We start from the raw sequence: 15,101 nt of genomic DNA on the forward strand, positions 1-15,101 counted from the left end.
GGCGCAGGTCGAGTCTGGTCCTACCGGGTGCCCGGTGGGCACCACAGCCTCATCGGAGCTGGCGAGCAAGCTGTTCTGGGCTCGTCGTGGGCAGCTCGCACACGAACCCCCGGCAGACGTAGGCCGTCGGAGCGCCGCCCACGAGCGGGCGGTCGCGCAGCAGCTCCCGGCCGTCGGGGATCCCGTCGGGCTCGCCGAGCGCAAGGACGAGACCCGGCGCGGTCGACCGCAAGGCGACCTCCCGGAGCACGGCCGTGCGCTGGTCGTCCCGGGGCCCGACGATCGCCACCTCCCGCGGCCCGTCGAGGGCCGCCTCCAGCACGGCGAGCGCCGCGCCTGCCGCCTGCGGGAACCGCGTCGCGAGGGCGAGCCCCGCGCGGCCGGCGCGCTCGGCGGCCTCGCGGTGGCGTAGGGAACCCGTCAGCGCGGCGTAGGTCAGCAACGCGCCCGCGGCGGCCGACTGTCCCGAGGGCGTCGGCCCGTCCGCCGGGTCCTGGGGTCGGCCCAGGCGACCGATCACGGCGTCCGTCTCGTCGTCCGCGGTGTCGTGGAAGCCGCCGTCCACGGCGGCGAAGTGCTTGAGCACGGTGTCGAGCAGACGTCCGGCGACCGCGGCCCCTTCGGCGTTCCCGGTGACTGCGGAGAGCGCCAGCAGGCCCTCGGACAGGTTCGCGTAGTCCTCCAGCACGCCGGGCGCGCGCCCCGGGACGCCGTCACGCGAGGCCCGGACCAGCCGCGTGGAGCCGTCGGGGTCCTCGCGCACGTGCGTCGCGACCACCGCGTCGGCGGCCGCGACGGCCGCCTCGAGCAGGTCCGGGCGGTCGAACAGCGCACCGGCCTCGGCCAGCGCGGCCACCGCCAGGCCGTTCCAGCCCGAGACCACCTTGTCGTCGCGCCCGGGTCGGGGCCGTCGCTCGCGCGCCGCGCGGAGCCGCGCCCGGACGTCGTCGAGGCGATCCGCGTCCTCGGGCTCGCGCCGACGCTGGAGCACCGACGTCCCGTGCTCGAACGTGCCCGCCGGGGTCACGCCGAGCACGTCCGCCGCCCAGCCGCCGTCCTCCGCACCCAGCACCTCGCGCAGCTGAGCCTGGCTCCAGACGTAGAACGCGCCCTCGCGCCCCTCGCTGTCCGCGTCGAGCGAGGAGGCGAGTCCCCCCTCGGGCGTCCGGAGCTCGTCGAGCATCCAGCGCGCCGTCTCGAGGGCGACGCGACGCATGCTCGGTGCCCCCGTCGCGCGCCAGGCGTGCGCGTACACCCGAAGGAGGAGCGCGTTGTCGTAGAGCATCTTCTCGAAGTGGGGCACCGTCCAGCTCGTGTCGACCGAGTACCGGGCGAAGCCGCCCGCGAGCTGGTCATACAGGCCGCCGCGCGCCATCGCGTCGAGCGTGCCCACGGCCATCGCGAGCGCACCCTCGTCGCCTGTCCGCGCGTGGTGGCGGAGCAACCACTCGAGCACGGTCGACGGCGGGAACTTCGGGGCGCCACCGAAGCCGCCGGCACGCGCGTCGTAGGTCGAGGCGATGCGGGCCAGCGCCTCGTCGGCGAGGTCACCGCCGCCCGCCACGCCCGCGGGTCCGGGGAGCCGGTCGGCGAGCGCCTCACTGATCGCGCCGGCGCTCGAGAGCACCTCGGCACGACGCTCCGTCCAGGCGGCGGCCACCGCGGCGAGCACCTCCGAGAAGGACGCGACCTGGTGCACGCGGCGCGGCGGGAAGTAGGTGCCGCAGAAGAACGGCTCCCCCGTCGGCGTCGTGAACACCGTCATCGGCCAGCCGCCCGAGCCTGTCATCGCCTGCGTCGCAGCCATGTAGACCGCATCGACGTCCGGCCGCTCCTCGCGGTCCACCTTGACGCAGACGAAGTGGTCGTTCATGAACGCGGCGACCTCGGCGTCCTCGAACGACTCGTGAGCCATCACGTGGCACCAGTGGCACGCCGCGTAGCCGACGGAGACCAGGACCGGCACGTCGCGAGACGCGGCCTCCTCGAACGCGGCACTCCCCCACTCGCGCCAGTCGACGGGGTTGTCGGCGTGCTGCGCGAGATAGGGACTGGTGGCGTCCGCCAGGCGGTTGGGCATGCCCCAGCGTCCGCCGCGCGGCCCGTGCGCGCGACCGATCGCCCCGGGTGGTCGTGGTGCGCGCCCTACCGGACCTCTCCGTCGCCTGCCGCGACACCCACCCCTTGCCGGTCCGCCCCGAGCGCGAGCTCGAGGTCGCTGGAGCGCGGCACCGACTCGCGGACGGTCTCGCCGAGCAGCTCCAGCTGGCGCTCGAGCACCGGCACGCGGTCCGGGGTGGCGACCTGGGCAAGGTCGCGCAGCGCGGCCGCGAGCCGCCGCGAGACCTGAGGTGAGGCGGCGCCGGCGAGGCGGATCTCGTCGAAGGCCAGGTGGACGTACGCGTCCCAGTCCATCACCGGTTCCTTCAGCCGCACCACACCCGCGCGGTCCCGGTAGAGGCCGTCCGACAGGGGGCGCCGGGCGATCTGCCGCAGGCAGTCGTGCAGCCGGTCGATGGCCTGGACAGCGGTGGTGGGGTCCTGCAGCGGAGAGTCCGCGAGCGAGCGCTGGGCGATGTCGACCAGGAGCCGCAACCCGTACGCCACGTCCTTGTCCAGCGTGCGCTCGAGGCCCAGCACCACGGCCTCGTCGACCTTGCGCTCGTCCAGGGCGACAGGGTCGCCGTGGACCTGGAACAGCGGGGCTCCGGCCGGGACGAACTCGCCGAGCGCCGGCAGCAGCTCGAGGACGCAGTCCGACCGCGTGGCCTCGTCCACGAGGTGCTGGTAGCCGATCACGGTCACCACCCCGGACCGCGGTGCGCGCAGGAGCCGCCGACCGTCCTCCTCGGGTTCGTCGCCGGGGTCGGCGTAGACCTCGTCCAGCAGCTTGCGGGTCTGCTTGCCGACGAGCTCGATGAGGCTGGAGACGCGGAGCGCCTGCCCGATGTGGTGCACGTAGATGATCAGCACCGCGATGCTGACGATGACCAGGACGAAGGCGGTCAGGACCGCGGTTCCCGGAACCTGCCCCGTGCCGTCCCCGTTCGACGTGACCTCGTGCAGCGCGACGATCGCGAACGCGAACGTCGCCACGAACAGCCCGATCGCGCTCTGGCTCGGCTTGTCACGCAGCAGCCGCTGCACGATCCGGGGCGAGAACTGCCCCATCGCGAGCTGGACCACGACCATCGTGATGGTCAGCACGAGCGCGGCCATGCTCACCATGGAGGCGGCGACCGTGGACAGGATGGCGATGGCCGCCTCGGGACCGCCGACGATCGCCGTCGGGATCAGCGAGTAGTCGAACTGCCGGTCGATCGTGATCGTCACCAACGCCAGCGCGACGCCTCCGAGGACGAACAGCACGGGCACGAGCCACAGGCTGTTCCGCACGCTCAGCCACGTCTTGTAGAGCCACATGCCTTTCCCCGCTCCCGAACGCGAGCAGCACGCGCCGATGTCGAGCAGTCTGGCGACGCACCCGATGGTGCGACGCCGCGTGGGCACGGCAGCTCGGGCAGTTCGACGACCGCTCGACCGCGCACCTCGACGTGCGCAGCCCCGCGACCTCGACATGGTCCGCGTCCGCGTGCTGACCACCGCGTCAGCCGGTCGGCGGACGACGCCCTGGCCTCCGGCACGAGCGCCGGGACCACCACTGCCCACGCGACGCTCGCTGCATGACGTCGTGGACCCATGGTGGGCGTCCGGTCGTGACGGCGCACCTCGGACGGGCGGACGCACGACGACGCACCGGACAGAGCCACACCCGCGGCGCCGGTTCCCGGGGGATCGGCGAGTCACCGTCGGGGTGGTCGAGGTCCTCCTCCTGACGGGCCCGCCAGCTCGTCGCGGCGGCGGGCGAGGTACGCCGTCTCGGCGCTGTTGCCGCCCACGGCGATGGCCCGGTCGTAGGCCTCCCGCGCCTCGTCCGTCCGGTCGAGGCGACGCAGCAGGTGGGCGCGCGTGGCGTGGAAGGCGCGGTAGCCGTCCAGGGGCAGCCCGTCGACCTCCGCCAGCGCGAGCTGCGGCCCGTCCACCTCGGCGACGGCGATCGCGCGGTTGAGCCGCACGATCGGCGACGGGTCGACGACGACCAGCTGGTCGTAGAGCGCGACGACCTGCGACCAGTCGGTGTCGCGGACGACACGCGCGTCGGTGTGCACGGCGTTGACCGCGGCGAGGAGCTGGTAGCGACCGGGCGCCTGCCCCGAGGCGAGGCGCGCGCGGACGAGGGCGTGACCCTCGGCGATCAGCTCCCGGTCCCACCCGCTGCGGTCCTGGTCCTCGAGGGTGACGAGGTCGCCGTCCGCCGACACCCGCTCGGCCCGTCGTGCGTCCGTCAGGAGCATGAGCGCCAGGAGCCCGGCGACCTCTCCGTCCGCCGGCATCAGGTCCCGCACCAGCCGGGTCAGCCGGATCGCCTCGGCGGTCAGGTCGGCCCGGACCGCCGGTCCGTCCGGCTCCGAGGACAGGTAGCCCTCGTTGAAGATCAGGAACAGGACCGTGAGCACGCCGGTGACCCGGGCCGGGAGATCCTCGCGGTACGGCACGCCGAAGGGGATCCTCGCCGCCTTGATCTTGGCCTTCGCGCGCGTGATGCGCCGGCTCATGGCCGTCTCCTGGACGAGGAACGCGCGAGCGATCTCGGCGACGGTGAGACCCCCGACCAGGCGCAGGGTCAGCGCGACCCGCGCCTCCATGGCGAGGGCGGGGTGGCAGCAGGTGAACACCAGCCGGAGCCGGTCGTCGTCGATCGCGCCGAGCGGCCCGGGGGTGTCGGACAGCATCGCCGCCTCCTTGTGCCACGACTCGCGCCTGACCTCGCGACGGAACCGGTCGATCGCCTTGCGGTGGGCGGTGGTGGTGAGCCACGCGCCGGGGTTCGGAGGGACGCCGTCGACGGGCCAGCGCTCGACGGCGGTCGCGAACGCCTCCGCGGCCATCTCCTCGGCGATGTCGAGGTCGCCGATGCGCCGCGCGACGGTCGCCACCACCCGGGCCCACTCCTCGCGGTGGACCCGCGTGATCAGCTCGTCGAGCCCGGTCATGCGCCGCCCAGGAACGGCCTGAGCTCGACCCGGCGGTTGCAGGCCGTCGACCCCTCGGCGGCGAGCCGCAGAGCCGCGTCGAGATGGGCCGCGTCGACGACCCAGAGGCCGGCCACATACTCCTTCGACTCGACGTAGGGGCCGTCGGTGAACACCGCCTCCCCGTCGCGACCGTCGACGACCGTGGCGGAGCCGGGGGACGCGAGGCCGCCCGCGAAGACCCAGTGGCCGTCGGCCTGGAGCCGGGCGTTGAAGACGTCGATCGCGGCCATCTCCTCCGCGGTGCCGGAGCCCGTCCGGTCGTCGAGCACGGACATCAGATAGAGCGCCATGGGACCAGTCTCCTGTCGTCGGTCGGCGGCCGCAGCGGGCCTCACCTCTGCTACGAACGGTGCAGTCCCGATCCGACCCCCCGTCCGAGACGATCTTCGTCCACCGAGAGGGTCCGCGCGGACCCTGGACACGGCCGCCCGGCGCGGCCAGGGTGGGGACTGCGGGTCGACGACCCGCCTGGTCAGAGCCGATTGGTGGAGAGGACCCCGTGGTCGAACCGGACGAGGTCGAGCTCGAAGAGGAGTCCGCGGGCAACCCGCGACTGGCCATCCTGCTCGCGATGGCGATGTTCGTGCTCGTCGTCGACACGTCGCTCATGAACGTGTCCATCTCGGCGGTGGTGGACGACCTGGGCACCACGGTCAGCGGGGTCCAGTCCGCCATCGCGCTCGAGGCGCTCGTCTCCGCGGCGTTCATCCTGATCGGCAGCAAGGTGGGCGACCTCTACGGGCGGAAGAGGGCCTACGTCATCGGTCTGCTCGCGTACGCCGTCGGCGCGACCGCGATGGCCCTGGCGCAGAGCCTGACCGCGATCATCGTCTTCTGGGCCGTGATCGGCGGCCTCGGCGCCTCCCTGCTGCTGCCGGCCATGCAGTCCCTGATCCACGGCAACTTCACCGGCCCCGCGCAGCGGAAGGCCTACGCCCTGGTCGGCGCCGCAGCGGCGATCGCGGCCGGCGTCGGCCCCCTCATCGGGGGCTTCATCACCACCTACCTGTCGTGGCGGATCGCGTTCCTGCTCGAGGTCGTCGTCATCGCCGTCGTGCTCTCCGGGATCGGCCTCGTCAAGGACGTGCCCTACACCGGACCCCGCAAGATCGACGGAGTCGGCGCGGTCCTGTCCGTCCTCGGGATGGGCGGCGTCGTGCTCGGCATCCTGGTCTGGCAGGAGGGCGGCGAGGCCGTCCTGGCGATCCTGGCCGTCGGCGTGGTCGCGCTCGGGTCGCTCGTGTACTGGCTCTCCCGGCGCAAGCGCCAGGACAAGCCGACGCTGCTGGACCCGGGCCTGTTCGAGTCCAAGGTCTTCCGGTTCGGCATCACCCAGCAGACCCTGCAGCAGATCGCGCTGGGCGGCACGATGATCGCGCTGCCGATCTACCTGCAGATCGTGCTGGAGTACAACGCCATGCAGGCCGGCCTGTCCCTCGCGCCGCTCTCGCTGAGCATGTTCGCCGTCGCAGTCGTCGCCGGGAAGAAGGCCGGCGCGCGCAACCCCAGCGGCATCATCCGGTGGGGCTTCGCACTGCTGGCCACGGGTGTCGCACTCATCCTGCCCATCGTGCCGCGGGCGGACTCGGGATGGTGGCTGGTGGTCCCCCTCGTCATCGCCGGGTCGGGCCTGGGTCTGCTGGTCTCCCAGCTGAACAACTACACGCTGGCCCCGATCTCGGAGGAACGCGTCAGCGAGGCCGCCGGCGTCAACTCCGCCGCGGGGTCGTTCGGGCTCTCGTTCGGCCTGGCGTTCGCGGGTGCGATCCTGCTCGCCGCGCTGTCCACGTTCTTCACGTCCATGGCGGCGGAGAGCACGGTGCTCGACGCGTCCGAGCAGGCCCAGGTCGCCTCGGTCCTCGAGGAGGACGCCGAGGTGGTCAGCAACACGGCCCTGGACGAGCTCCTTGCCGACGAGCCGCCGGCGACCCAGGCGGAGATCATCCGGATCAACACCGAAGCGCGGCCCCTCGCGCTCCAGGTCGCGCTCCTGATCCCGCTCCTCGCCGCCCTCAGCGGTCTGGTGATCTCGTTCCGCATGGCGCGTCTCCCGCACGCTCCACCGGTCGCCCCCGTCGAGGCGGCGGTGTGGGGCTAGACGTGGACGCGACCTGCTTCGAGCGCGTGCCCGCCGTCCACGCTCGACGGTCCCACGCGCGTCGATCGTGACGGCCGTCCCCGCCGCCGTCCCCTCGTCCGTCGAACGACGCCGGATCGTCGTGCTCGGCCTGAGCCGCGCGTTCGTCGCGACCGGCGTCCTGGTGGCGCTGTACTACCTCGCGCCTCTCGACCGGGCTCCGCGGGTGCCGCTGGCCGTGACGCTGGCGATCGCCCTCGTCGTCCTGCTCGGCGTCACCATCTGGTGGATCCGGGTGGTGATCCGTGCGCCGTACCCGGGGCTGCGCGCGGTCGAGGCCCTGGCCACCACGGTGCCGCTCTTCCTGCTCCTGTTCGCGGCGACGTACTACCTGCTCGGACGGACCGACCCCCAGAGCTTCAACACGGCCTCCCTCACCCGGACCGACACCCTGTACTTCACGATCACGGTCTTCAGCACGGTCGGGTTCGGCGACATCTCCGCGGCCAGCCAGAGCGCCCGCGTGCTTGTCTCGGCGCAGATGATCCTGGACGTGATCATCCTGGGGCTGGGGATCCAGGTCCTCCTGGGCGCGGTGCGCCAGGCCAGGCAGAGCCAAGCGTCCGGTCCGGCGGCGAGGCCGGACCAGGGCCACCCCTGACACCGGGGAGATCATCAGATCGGGATGATGCCGCCGCTCCCACGCTGCGGTGGACTGACGGTCAGACGGAGCACGGCCGGCCCGGCCGACCTGTTCTCGCCACGCTCGGCGCCTGCAGGCCGGAGGGGGCCGCAGGCGCCGAGACGGCGTGGCGGTCAGTCAGGCGTCGGGGACGTCCTCGCCCTCGGCCGGCTCGCTCGCGTGCTCGCGTGCGTCGTTGTCCGGAGCCGCGCCGGCGGGGGCGCCTTCCGCCGGCTCCGTCGCGTGCGCTCGCGTCTCGTCGTCGGGGACCGGCGCGGTGTCGGAACTCATCTGTGCTGCCTCCTTCGCGGGGCCCGCACCGTCGGCGCGCCCGTCCTCCGAACGTACGCCCGGCCGACGGTTCCGACCGGGTGGGGCAGTCTTCGCGTCAGAACACCGGCTTCCCGCCAGTGACGCCGAGGACGGTGCCCGAGACGTAGGAGGCGGTCGAGCTCGCCGCGAGGAAGACGAACGCGGGCGCCACCTCGGCGGGCTGCCCAGCCCGACCGAGCGGCGTGTCGGCGCCGAACTTCTCGACCTTGGCCTCCGGCTGCGTGGCCGGTTGCAGCGGGGTCCAGATGGGCCCCGGAGCGACGGCGTTCACGCGGATGCCGCGCGGACCGAGCTCCCCGGCCAGGTTCACCGTGAAGTTGTTGATCGCCGCCTTCGTCGAGGCGTAGTCGAGGAGGGACTCGGACGGCTGGTAGGCCTGGATCGAGGACACGTTGATGATCGAGCCGCCCTCGCCGAGGTGCTCGAGAGCGGCCTGCGTCACCCAGAACAGGGCGTAGAGGTTGGTCTTGAACGTGCGGTCGAGGTCCTCGGTGGTGATGTCCGCGACCGACTCGCGCCGCGCCCACTGGAACCCGGCGTTGTTCACGAGGATGTCGAGCCCACCCAGCTCCGTGGCGGCGCGCTCGACCGCGCCGCGCGCCTCGTCCTCGTTGCGCAGGTCCGCGGGCACGAGGATGCACCGCCGGCCGGCGCGCTGGACCCACTCGGCCGTCTCGTCGGCGTCGGTCTTCTCCTCCGGCAGGAAGACGATGGCGACGTCGGCGTCCTCGCGGGCGAAGGCGATCGCGACCGCCCGGCCGATGCCGGAGTCGCCGCCCGTGATCAGCGCCTTGAGGCCGCTCAATCGGCTCGAGCCCTGGTAGCTGGACTCACCGTGGTCGGGCGCCGGCGTCATGGGCCGGGTCAGCCCGGGGGGCTCCTGCTGCTGCGCCGGGAACTGCTGGTCCGAGTCGGTCATGGCGGGCTCCTTGCGGTCGGAGAGCTCCGTGGCCGCCGGTTTCTTCAGCGCATCGAGCCTCTCACCGAGCCGCGCGACCCACCAGCCGGGCCCTCAGCGTCGCTGGGCGTCGCGCAGGATGTCCCGCGCCGTCTGCGTCAGGTGCGCGCCGTTCTCCGCCGAGCGCTTCAGCAGCTCGTCGTACGCCGCGGCCATGTCGAGGGCCAGCTGGTACGCCAGGACCCCCTTGGCCTGCTCGACGACGACGCGCCCCTCGAGCGCGTCGGTGACGCGCTGGGCGAGATCGTCGTCGCCGAGCTGCAGCGGCTGGACGATCGCGAGCGTCGCGAAGTCGGCGAAGCTCTGGGCCAGCTGCATCGCGGCGGCGCTGAGATCCTGCTCCGCGGACGTGAAGAGGTTCAGCGCGCCGATGACGTGCTCGCGCCAGTGCATCGGGAAGGCGTGCACCGAGAGGAATCCCTCGTCGACGATCTTGCGCCCGACCTGCTCCCAGCGGGCCTCGATCTGCGCGGCGCCGACCGCGTGCACCGGCCGGCCCGTCCGTGCTGAGTCGACGCACGGTCCGGCCGCCTGCTGGGCCTGGTAGAGCTCCAGCTCGACGGCGCGGTGGGAGGTGGCGCTGAGCAGCTCGAAGTCACCGGTCCGCGTCCGGACGAGCAGGGCGGCCGCGTCCGCGGGAAGCAGCTCGGCGCAGTCCTGGACCAGCCGGGCGAGGAGCCCCGTGGTCTCGTGCTCCCCCACCAGCGCGCTCGCCACGTCCGCGAGGGCCTGGGCCGATGTGCGAGCGGTCATTGGTCACCGTTCCCCGAGCTGTCGTCCAACGCCTGGGTGCGAGAGTCACCGCGGGCCGTGTGTGTGAAGGTGAGCCGGAGGTCGACGACCTCCCTGGCGATCGCGTCCAACGTCGTCGACTCGGCGAACGCGTGGGCGCGCAGGAGGGCGAGCGCGTCATCGGGGCTGATCGCGAGCTGCGCCACGATCATCCCGGTCGCCTGGTGCACGCGCGCCCGGTCCGACCACGCCGCGAAGGGGGCGTCGCCGTTGGTCGAGTGCTCGTCCAGCAGGGCGGCGCCCACCGCGTCGGCAAGGAACTGCGCGTCGTCGAGGCTCTGCTCGAGGTCCCCGCTCGCCCGGTAGAGGGTCACCACGCCGATGGTCGGGCCGCCCGGGTGCATCGGGATCGCCCAGACGGTGAGCGGGCCCGCGATGTCGCCGGCGAGTTCGGTGAACATGGGGAACGGACCGCCGCTGTCTCCGTCGACTCGGGTCACCACGGGCCGGCCCTCCCGGAAGGCGTCCTGGCCCGGCCCCTCGCCGAGGACGTCCTGCAGGTCCTCGATGCGCGCCGACGTGCCGTTGGAGGTGCTCACCGTGAGTCGCTCGGGCCTCGTGGAGGCCAGCGTGATGGCACCGCCGTCGGCACCCAGGATGTCCACGCACGCGCGGCAGAGCCGCACCGGGAAGGGTTGCTCGGGTGGACTGCCCGCGAGGGAGCTGGCGAGGCGCGCGAGCATGGTGCTCCTGCTGCTCACGGGCTCTCAGCTCCCTCGGTCGGCCGCTCCGGTACTCCCGCCATCCTCCTCCTTCCCGACGACGAGCAGGGTCAGGCCCGCCAGCTGGTCGCGGCCGAGCACCGCCGCCCGCCCCGTTCGGATCTACGCTGTCAACGACAGAAGGTCGGCGGCCGGGCGGGACCGCTCTGAGCTCAGCAGGAGCCTCGGCGATCCCCCGGGCATCGACCGTGAGGGGTGACGATGAGCGCATCGACGACCCGCGCTGGTCGATTCCGCTTCACGCCGACCGTCCCGCGGTGGTGGTGGTCGGACGAGCTGTTCCGCATCCACGGCATGGAGCCCGGCGACGTCGTGCCCACGCGGGAGCTCTTCCTGGCCCACGTGCACTGCGACGACCGGCCCTCGGTCGCCGACACGCTCGAGCCGCACGGCGACGTCGAGGCGCGCAGCTGCGAGTACCGGCTCATCGATCTGTCCGGCGCCGAGCGCCTCGTCACGCTCGCCGTCGGCAACGAGGGTCCCGGGGGGGCGGTCGGGACCGCCGGGTTCGTGGTCGACGACACGTGCGCGCGAGACGTCGCCGTTGCGGCCCGCGTGAACGAGCAGCTCGCGGTCGCGCTCGACTCGCACGCCGCGATCGACCAGGCCAAGGGCGTCCTCATGCTCACCTACGGCATCGACGACGCCGCCGCCTTCTCGGTGCTCCGGTCGAGCTCCCAACGGCTGAACGTGCGCCTGCGCACGCTGGCATCCCGGGTGATGACGGCGGTCGAGGGCGGCCTGGACGACGCCGCGAGGCAACGGATCGACGCGGTGCTCTGCGCGCCCTCCGCACCCTCGGCCGAGCAGACGGCGCCGGTGGCCGTTGGCTCGGTGGCACTGCGCACGGAGACCGACGGAGGGGTGCCGACACTGCGGGTCGTGGGGTGCGTCGACCTCTCGACCAGGGACGACCTGGCAGCCGCCGTGGCGCTGCTCCTGCTGCGCGGTCGCTCGACCGGCGAGGTGCTCGTGGACCTCCGCGGCGTGCGCCGCGTCGGGTCCGTGCTCGGGGAGGTGGTGACCACCGCGTTGCGGCGCGGTGCGGACCAGGGAGTCGCGATGACGATCGTCGGCGGACCGCCCGAGCCCGGCGCGCAGGACGGCAGATCGGCAAGGCGGACCCTGGCCGCCGGCGCGTCGTCCTGACGACGACCGCGCCGCCGTGCGGGGCCCGTCGGCCACCCCTACGCTCGAAACGGTCCAGCAGCGGGCGCGTCCGGAGGACGTGGGCGTGCGCGGTCCGACCGTGCGAGGCCCGAGAGTGGGTGAGCACCATGCCGCAGCGTGACCCTGGCCCGAGCGTGAAGGACAAGCACCTCTACGAGGAGCTCCGCGACGAGGGCAACAGCAAGGAGAAGTCCGCGCGCATCGCCAACGCCGCCGCCGGTTCGAGCCGCAAGAAGGTCGCGTCGAAGGGCGGCCGCTCTGGCGCGTACGACGACTGGACGGTCGAGGACCTGCGGAAGCGGGCAGGACAGATCGGCATCGAGGGCAGGTCCTCGATGAACAAGGCGGCGCTCGTGCACGCGCTGCGGACCCACTGAGGGGTCCGCAGACCCACCGCGCCGGCTCTACTCGGGCTTGTACTTGAACGACAGCTGGATCCGCGTGCGGTAGAGCAGCTCTCCCGCCTCTCCGACGACGACGTCCTGCTTCGTCACCTCGGCCACCCGGAGGTCGTGCAACGAGCCGCCGGCCGTGGTGATCGCCTCGGCGGCTGCCGCCTCCCACGACGAGGTGCTCGTCCCGATGACGTCGATCACTCGGTACACGCTCATGGTGATGGCCTCTCCTGACTCGGTACGGACCACCCCATAGTGGACGCCCTCGCGCCCGGCCACCACCGCGGTCGCCGCTACGACCCGTCGTCACCAGGAGCCAGGAGCGCGCGGATCAGCGCGTGCACCGGTCCGGCCAGCTCCGCGGCATCGATCGACGCGAGGGGCTCGAGCGGCGTCCACGACCGCAGCACGGCGATGCCCAGGGCCGCCGAGAGCGCGAGCTGCGCGCGGACCAGGAGCTGCGCTCCCCCGGGCCCGTCGAGCCGGCCGCCGACGGCCTCCGCGAGGCCCCGGGCGTACGACTGGAGCGTGTCCAGCCGGATCTTCTCGGCGCGCTCGTCGCCGGACGTCCGCAGCAGCAGCACGAGCTGGTTGGGGTGCTCGGCGGTGTGGGGGGCCGCCAGCTGCTCGGCCATGGCGCCGGCCACCTCGTCGAGGGAACGCCGGCCGACCGCGCGGCCGAGCTCGGCCGAGACGCGCACCAGGCAGGCCTCGAACAGGCCCTCCTTGGAGTCGAAGTAGCGGTGGATCAGGGCGACGTTGACCCCGGCGTCGTCGGCGATCTCCCGCACGGTCGTCGCCGCGTACCCGTGCGCGGCGAAGCGACGACGGGCCGCGGTGAGCAGCAGCTGCCGCGTCGTCGCGGCGTCGCGGCGCCGTGCGGTGGGCGCTCCGACCGCGGGCACGACCGCGCCGGGAGCTGCTGGCTGCGTGGTGCCGGCGTCCATGGTGTCCTCTCGGTCGACGCCAGCGTAGCGCCGCGCGAGATCACGTAAACGCTTGTTGACTTCAGTTGTGCGAGGCACGCATAATCGCCGTAAACACTTGTGTACAACAACCACCCGAGGACTCCGTGTCGCACACCACCGCACCGACCGCCACCGCCGGCTCCGCCCCGGGCGCGCTCGACGCCCCCCGCCCGACCAGCCGGTTCCTGGTGCTCTACCTGTCCCTGGGCGGCCTCGCGTTCGCCGTCCTGCAGTCCCTCGTGGCCCCTGCCCTGCCGGTCCTCGCGGTCGACCTCGGCGTCTCGACCGCCGACGCGAGCTGGATCCTCACGGCCTACCTGCTGGCCGCGTCCGTGCTCACGCCGATCCTCGGCCGGCTGGGCGACATGGTCGGCAAGCGTCGGGTCCTCATCGGCGTGCTGAGCGCCCTCGCGGTGGGCACCCTGCTCGCGGCCCTGGCTCCGAACCTCGGCGTGCTCATCGTCGCCCGCATCCTGCAGGGCTCCGCCGGCGCGATCCTCCCCCTGTCGATCGGCATGGTGCGGGACGAGCTGCCGCGCGAGAAGGTCAGCGTCACCGTCGGCCTGCTGTCGGCGATCTTCGGTGTCGGCGCGGGGGTCGGGATCGTCGCCGCCGGCCCGATCGTCGACCACCTGTCGTGGCACTGGCTGTTCTGGCTGCCCCTGGTCCTCGTCGTCATCGCGCTGATCGGTGCGATCTTCGGGATGAAGGAGTCGCCGGTCCGGACCCCCGGCAAGCTCGACACGACCGGCGCCGGAATCCTCACCGTGGGCCTGGTGTCGCTGCTGCTCGCCATCAGCAAGGGTCAGGCGTGGGGCTGGTTCGAGACGAGGACCGTGGCGCTCTTCGTGCTCGGGCTGGTCGCGCTGGTCGCCTTCGTGCTGGTCGAGCTGCGGGTGCGCGAGCCCTTGATCGACATGCGGCTCATGGCCAACCGCGGCGTGTGGGCCACCGACCTCGTCGCGCTGACCCTCGGCTTCGCCATGTTCGGCACGTTCCTCCTGGTCCCCACCCTGCTCGAGCTGCCGGCCGCGACCGGTGTCGGGTTCGGCAAGTCCGTCTCCGAGGCCGGGCTCTTCATGCTCCCCACGGTGCTGATGATGGTCGTGTTCGGTCCGATCGCCGGCCTGCTGGACCGCCGGTTCGGGCCCAAGGTGCCCATGTTCGCCGGCACGTTCCTCGTCGTGTGCGCGTTCGCCCTGCCCGGCCTCATGCACGACCACCTCTGGCAGGTGCTCGCCTCGGGGCTGCTGACGGGCGCGGGCATCGGCCTGGCGTTCGCGGCGATGTCGAACGCGATCATCGAGAGCGTCCCGGCCGCGCAGACCGGCGAGGCGAGCAGCGTCAACGTGATCTCCCGGACGATCGGCAGCAGCATCGGCACCGCGGTGGTCGCCGCCGTCATCACGTCCCAGAGCACTCCGGAGGGCATGCCGACCGACGACGCGTTCACCTCCGGCTTCCTGGTGTGCGCGGCCGTCGCCGTCCTCGCCGTGCTCGCCTCGGTCGCGCTGCCCTCGGCTCGCCACCGCCGCGAGGCCGCGCTCGCGGCGGGCATCGACGACCTCCCGCCCGAGCCGGCTGAGCTCCACGTCCCGCACCCGCACCTGCCGGGCCACCACGGGAGCGACCGCACGCAGGCCTGACCCCGACCGCGGCCCGCCCGACCGGAGACCTCCGGTCAGGCGGGTCGCCGGTTGCGGCGGAAGTCGTCGGCGATCTGCTGCGCCTGCGCGCTGATGAGTCCGATGTAGTCGGCCCGCAGCAGCGTCACGCGGTCCTCGGGCGCACCGTCGGAGACAGCCCGCTCCCACAGACGTCGCGCAGCGGCGATGTCCGCGTCGGTCACCTCGACTCGCAGTCCCATGGATCGAGCGTCTCCCGGGATCCGCGACCTGGCCATCCGAG

16 protein-coding genes are annotated in these 15,101 nt (G+C 72.9%); 5 read left to right on the forward strand and 11 right to left on the reverse strand.

Going from position 1 to position 15,101, the window contains the following annotated elements; genetic code table 11:
• Positions 1 to 49 precede the first annotated feature (49 nt).
• From AC1DT4_RS01690 to AC1DT4_RS01705, 4 genes are all read right to left on the reverse strand, one after another.
• Positions 50 to 2,080, reverse strand: a complete 2,031-nt coding sequence (locus AC1DT4_RS01690) for a thioredoxin domain-containing protein (protein ID WP_477088032.1) — start codon at positions 2,078 to 2,080, stop codon at positions 50 to 52.
• Positions 2,081 to 2,145: 65 nt separating this feature from the next.
• Complete coding sequence (locus tag AC1DT4_RS01695) at positions 2,146 to 3,423, reverse strand: DUF2254 domain-containing protein (RefSeq protein ID WP_477088033.1); 1,278 nt, start codon at positions 3,421 to 3,423, stop codon at positions 2,146 to 2,148.
• Between the two features lie 380 nt (positions 3,424 to 3,803).
• A complete protein-coding gene (locus AC1DT4_RS01700; RefSeq protein ID WP_477088034.1) occupies positions 3,804 to 5,054 on the reverse strand; it encodes an RNA polymerase sigma factor in 1,251 nt (416 codons plus the stop codon).
• Positions 5,051 to 5,386, reverse strand: a complete 336-nt coding sequence (locus AC1DT4_RS01705; protein ID WP_477088035.1) for a YciI family protein — start codon at positions 5,384 to 5,386, stop codon at positions 5,051 to 5,053. Before AC1DT4_RS01705 ends, AC1DT4_RS01700 begins: the two co-directional genes overlap by 4 nt.
• A gap of 281 nt (positions 5,387 to 5,667) precedes the next feature.
• Between AC1DT4_RS01705 and AC1DT4_RS01710 the strand changes: the two genes are divergently transcribed.
• Positions 5,668 to 7,194, forward strand: a complete 1,527-nt coding sequence (locus AC1DT4_RS01710) for an MFS transporter (RefSeq protein ID WP_477088201.1) — start codon at positions 5,668 to 5,670, stop codon at positions 7,192 to 7,194.
• Between the two features lie 67 nt (positions 7,195 to 7,261).
• Positions 7,262 to 7,834 (forward strand): potassium channel family protein, encoded by a 573-nt coding sequence (locus AC1DT4_RS01715; RefSeq protein WP_477088036.1) that lies wholly within the window; start codon positions 7,262 to 7,264, stop codon positions 7,832 to 7,834.
• Between the two features lie 159 nt (positions 7,835 to 7,993).
• On the opposite strand, the gene AC1DT4_RS01720 is transcribed toward AC1DT4_RS01715, so the two are convergent.
• From AC1DT4_RS01720 to AC1DT4_RS01735, 4 genes are all read right to left on the reverse strand, one after another.
• Positions 7,994 to 8,146 carry a hypothetical protein gene (locus AC1DT4_RS01720; protein WP_477088037.1) on the reverse strand — a complete coding sequence of 51 codons (153 nt, stop codon included), beginning with the start codon at positions 8,144 to 8,146 and terminating at the stop codon, positions 7,994 to 7,996.
• Positions 8,147 to 8,243: 97 nt separating this feature from the next.
• Positions 8,244 to 9,107, reverse strand: a complete 864-nt coding sequence (locus tag AC1DT4_RS01725; protein ID WP_477088038.1) for an SDR family oxidoreductase — start codon at positions 9,105 to 9,107, stop codon at positions 8,244 to 8,246.
• Between the two features lie 93 nt (positions 9,108 to 9,200).
• Complete coding sequence (locus tag AC1DT4_RS01730) at positions 9,201 to 9,899, reverse strand: GAF and ANTAR domain-containing protein (RefSeq protein WP_477088039.1); 699 nt, start codon at positions 9,897 to 9,899, stop codon at positions 9,201 to 9,203.
• Positions 9,896 to 10,639 carry a GAF and ANTAR domain-containing protein gene (locus AC1DT4_RS01735; protein WP_477088040.1) on the reverse strand — a complete coding sequence of 248 codons (744 nt, stop codon included), beginning with the start codon at positions 10,637 to 10,639 and terminating at the stop codon, positions 9,896 to 9,898. Before AC1DT4_RS01735 ends, AC1DT4_RS01730 begins: the two co-directional genes overlap by 4 nt.
• Before the next feature lie 222 nt (positions 10,640 to 10,861).
• Here AC1DT4_RS01735 and AC1DT4_RS01740 point away from each other — a divergent pair, with 222 nt between their 5' ends.
• The gene (locus AC1DT4_RS01740) at positions 10,862 to 11,809 is read left to right on the forward strand and encodes an ANTAR domain-containing protein (protein WP_477088041.1); all 948 of its coding nucleotides are present in this window, start codon (positions 10,862 to 10,864) and stop codon (positions 11,807 to 11,809) included.
• 128 nt (positions 11,810 to 11,937) lie between these two features.
• Entirely contained in the window at positions 11,938 to 12,207 is a 270-nt protein-coding gene (locus tag AC1DT4_RS01745) for a DUF7218 family protein (RefSeq protein WP_477088042.1), read from the forward strand.
• 27 nt (positions 12,208 to 12,234) lie between these two features.
• Here AC1DT4_RS01745 and AC1DT4_RS01750 read toward each other — a convergent pair whose 3' ends face one another.
• Together AC1DT4_RS01750 and AC1DT4_RS01755 are read right to left on the reverse strand one after the other, a co-directional pair.
• On the reverse strand, positions 12,235 to 12,441 hold the full coding sequence (locus AC1DT4_RS01750) for a dodecin domain-containing protein (protein ID WP_477088043.1): 207 nt from the start codon (positions 12,439 to 12,441) through the stop codon (positions 12,235 to 12,237).
• A 77-nt stretch (positions 12,442 to 12,518) separates the two neighbouring features.
• Positions 12,519 to 13,172 carry a TetR/AcrR family transcriptional regulator gene (locus AC1DT4_RS01755; protein ID WP_477088044.1) on the reverse strand — a complete coding sequence of 218 codons (654 nt, stop codon included), beginning with the start codon at positions 13,170 to 13,172 and terminating at the stop codon, positions 12,519 to 12,521.
• A gap of 125 nt (positions 13,173 to 13,297) precedes the next feature.
• On the opposite strand from AC1DT4_RS01755, the gene AC1DT4_RS01760 reads away from it, so the two are divergent.
• Positions 13,298 to 14,839, forward strand: a complete 1,542-nt coding sequence (locus tag AC1DT4_RS01760) for an MFS transporter (protein WP_477088045.1) — start codon at positions 13,298 to 13,300, stop codon at positions 14,837 to 14,839.
• Between the two features lie 35 nt (positions 14,840 to 14,874).
• On the opposite strand, the gene AC1DT4_RS01765 is transcribed toward AC1DT4_RS01760, so the two are convergent.
• Positions 14,875 to 15,060, reverse strand: a complete 186-nt coding sequence (locus AC1DT4_RS01765) for a hypothetical protein (RefSeq protein WP_477088046.1) — start codon at positions 15,058 to 15,060, stop codon at positions 14,875 to 14,877.
• Between the last annotated feature and the right edge of the window lie 41 nt (positions 15,061 to 15,101).

It is taken from the genome of Cellulomonas sp. P4_D11, from assembly GCF_056401915.1.

What these genes read in the sequence shown, in the direction of transcription:
- AC1DT4_RS01740 (WP_477088041.1), top strand. Translation starts at nt 10,862, where the DNA reads ATGAGCGCATCGACGACCCGCGCTGGTCGATTCCGCTTCACGCCGACC.
- AC1DT4_RS01695 (WP_477088033.1), bottom strand. Translation starts at nt 3,423, where the DNA reads ATGTGGCTCTACAAGACGTGGCTGAGCGTGCGGAACAGCCTGTGGCTC.
- AC1DT4_RS01745 (WP_477088042.1), top strand. Translation starts at nt 11,938, where the DNA reads ATGCCGCAGCGTGACCCTGGCCCGAGCGTGAAGGACAAGCACCTCTAC.
- AC1DT4_RS01755 (WP_477088044.1), bottom strand. Translation starts at nt 13,172, where the DNA reads ATGGACGCCGGCACCACGCAGCCAGCAGCTCCCGGCGCGGTCGTGCCC.
- AC1DT4_RS01725 (WP_477088038.1), bottom strand. Translation starts at nt 9,107, where the DNA reads ATGACCGACTCGGACCAGCAGTTCCCGGCGCAGCAGCAGGAGCCCCCC.
- AC1DT4_RS01700 (WP_477088034.1), bottom strand. Translation starts at nt 5,054, where the DNA reads ATGACCGGGCTCGACGAGCTGATCACGCGGGTCCACCGCGAGGAGTGG.
- AC1DT4_RS01730 (WP_477088039.1), bottom strand. Translation starts at nt 9,899, where the DNA reads ATGACCGCTCGCACATCGGCCCAGGCCCTCGCGGACGTGGCGAGCGCG.
- AC1DT4_RS01690 (WP_477088032.1), bottom strand. Translation starts at nt 2,080, where the DNA reads ATGCCCAACCGCCTGGCGGACGCCACCAGTCCCTATCTCGCGCAGCAC.
- AC1DT4_RS01765 (WP_477088046.1), bottom strand. Translation starts at nt 15,060, where the DNA reads ATGGGACTGCGAGTCGAGGTGACCGACGCGGACATCGCCGCTGCGCGA.
- AC1DT4_RS01705 (WP_477088035.1), bottom strand. Translation starts at nt 5,386, where the DNA reads ATGGCGCTCTATCTGATGTCCGTGCTCGACGACCGGACGGGCTCCGGC.
- AC1DT4_RS01720 (WP_477088037.1), bottom strand. Translation starts at nt 8,146, where the DNA reads ATGAGTTCCGACACCGCGCCGGTCCCCGACGACGAGACGCGAGCGCAC.
- AC1DT4_RS01750 (WP_477088043.1), bottom strand. Translation starts at nt 12,441, where the DNA reads ATGAGCGTGTACCGAGTGATCGACGTCATCGGGACGAGCACCTCGTCG.
- AC1DT4_RS01710 (WP_477088201.1), top strand. Translation starts at nt 5,668, where the DNA reads ATGGCGATGTTCGTGCTCGTCGTCGACACGTCGCTCATGAACGTGTCC.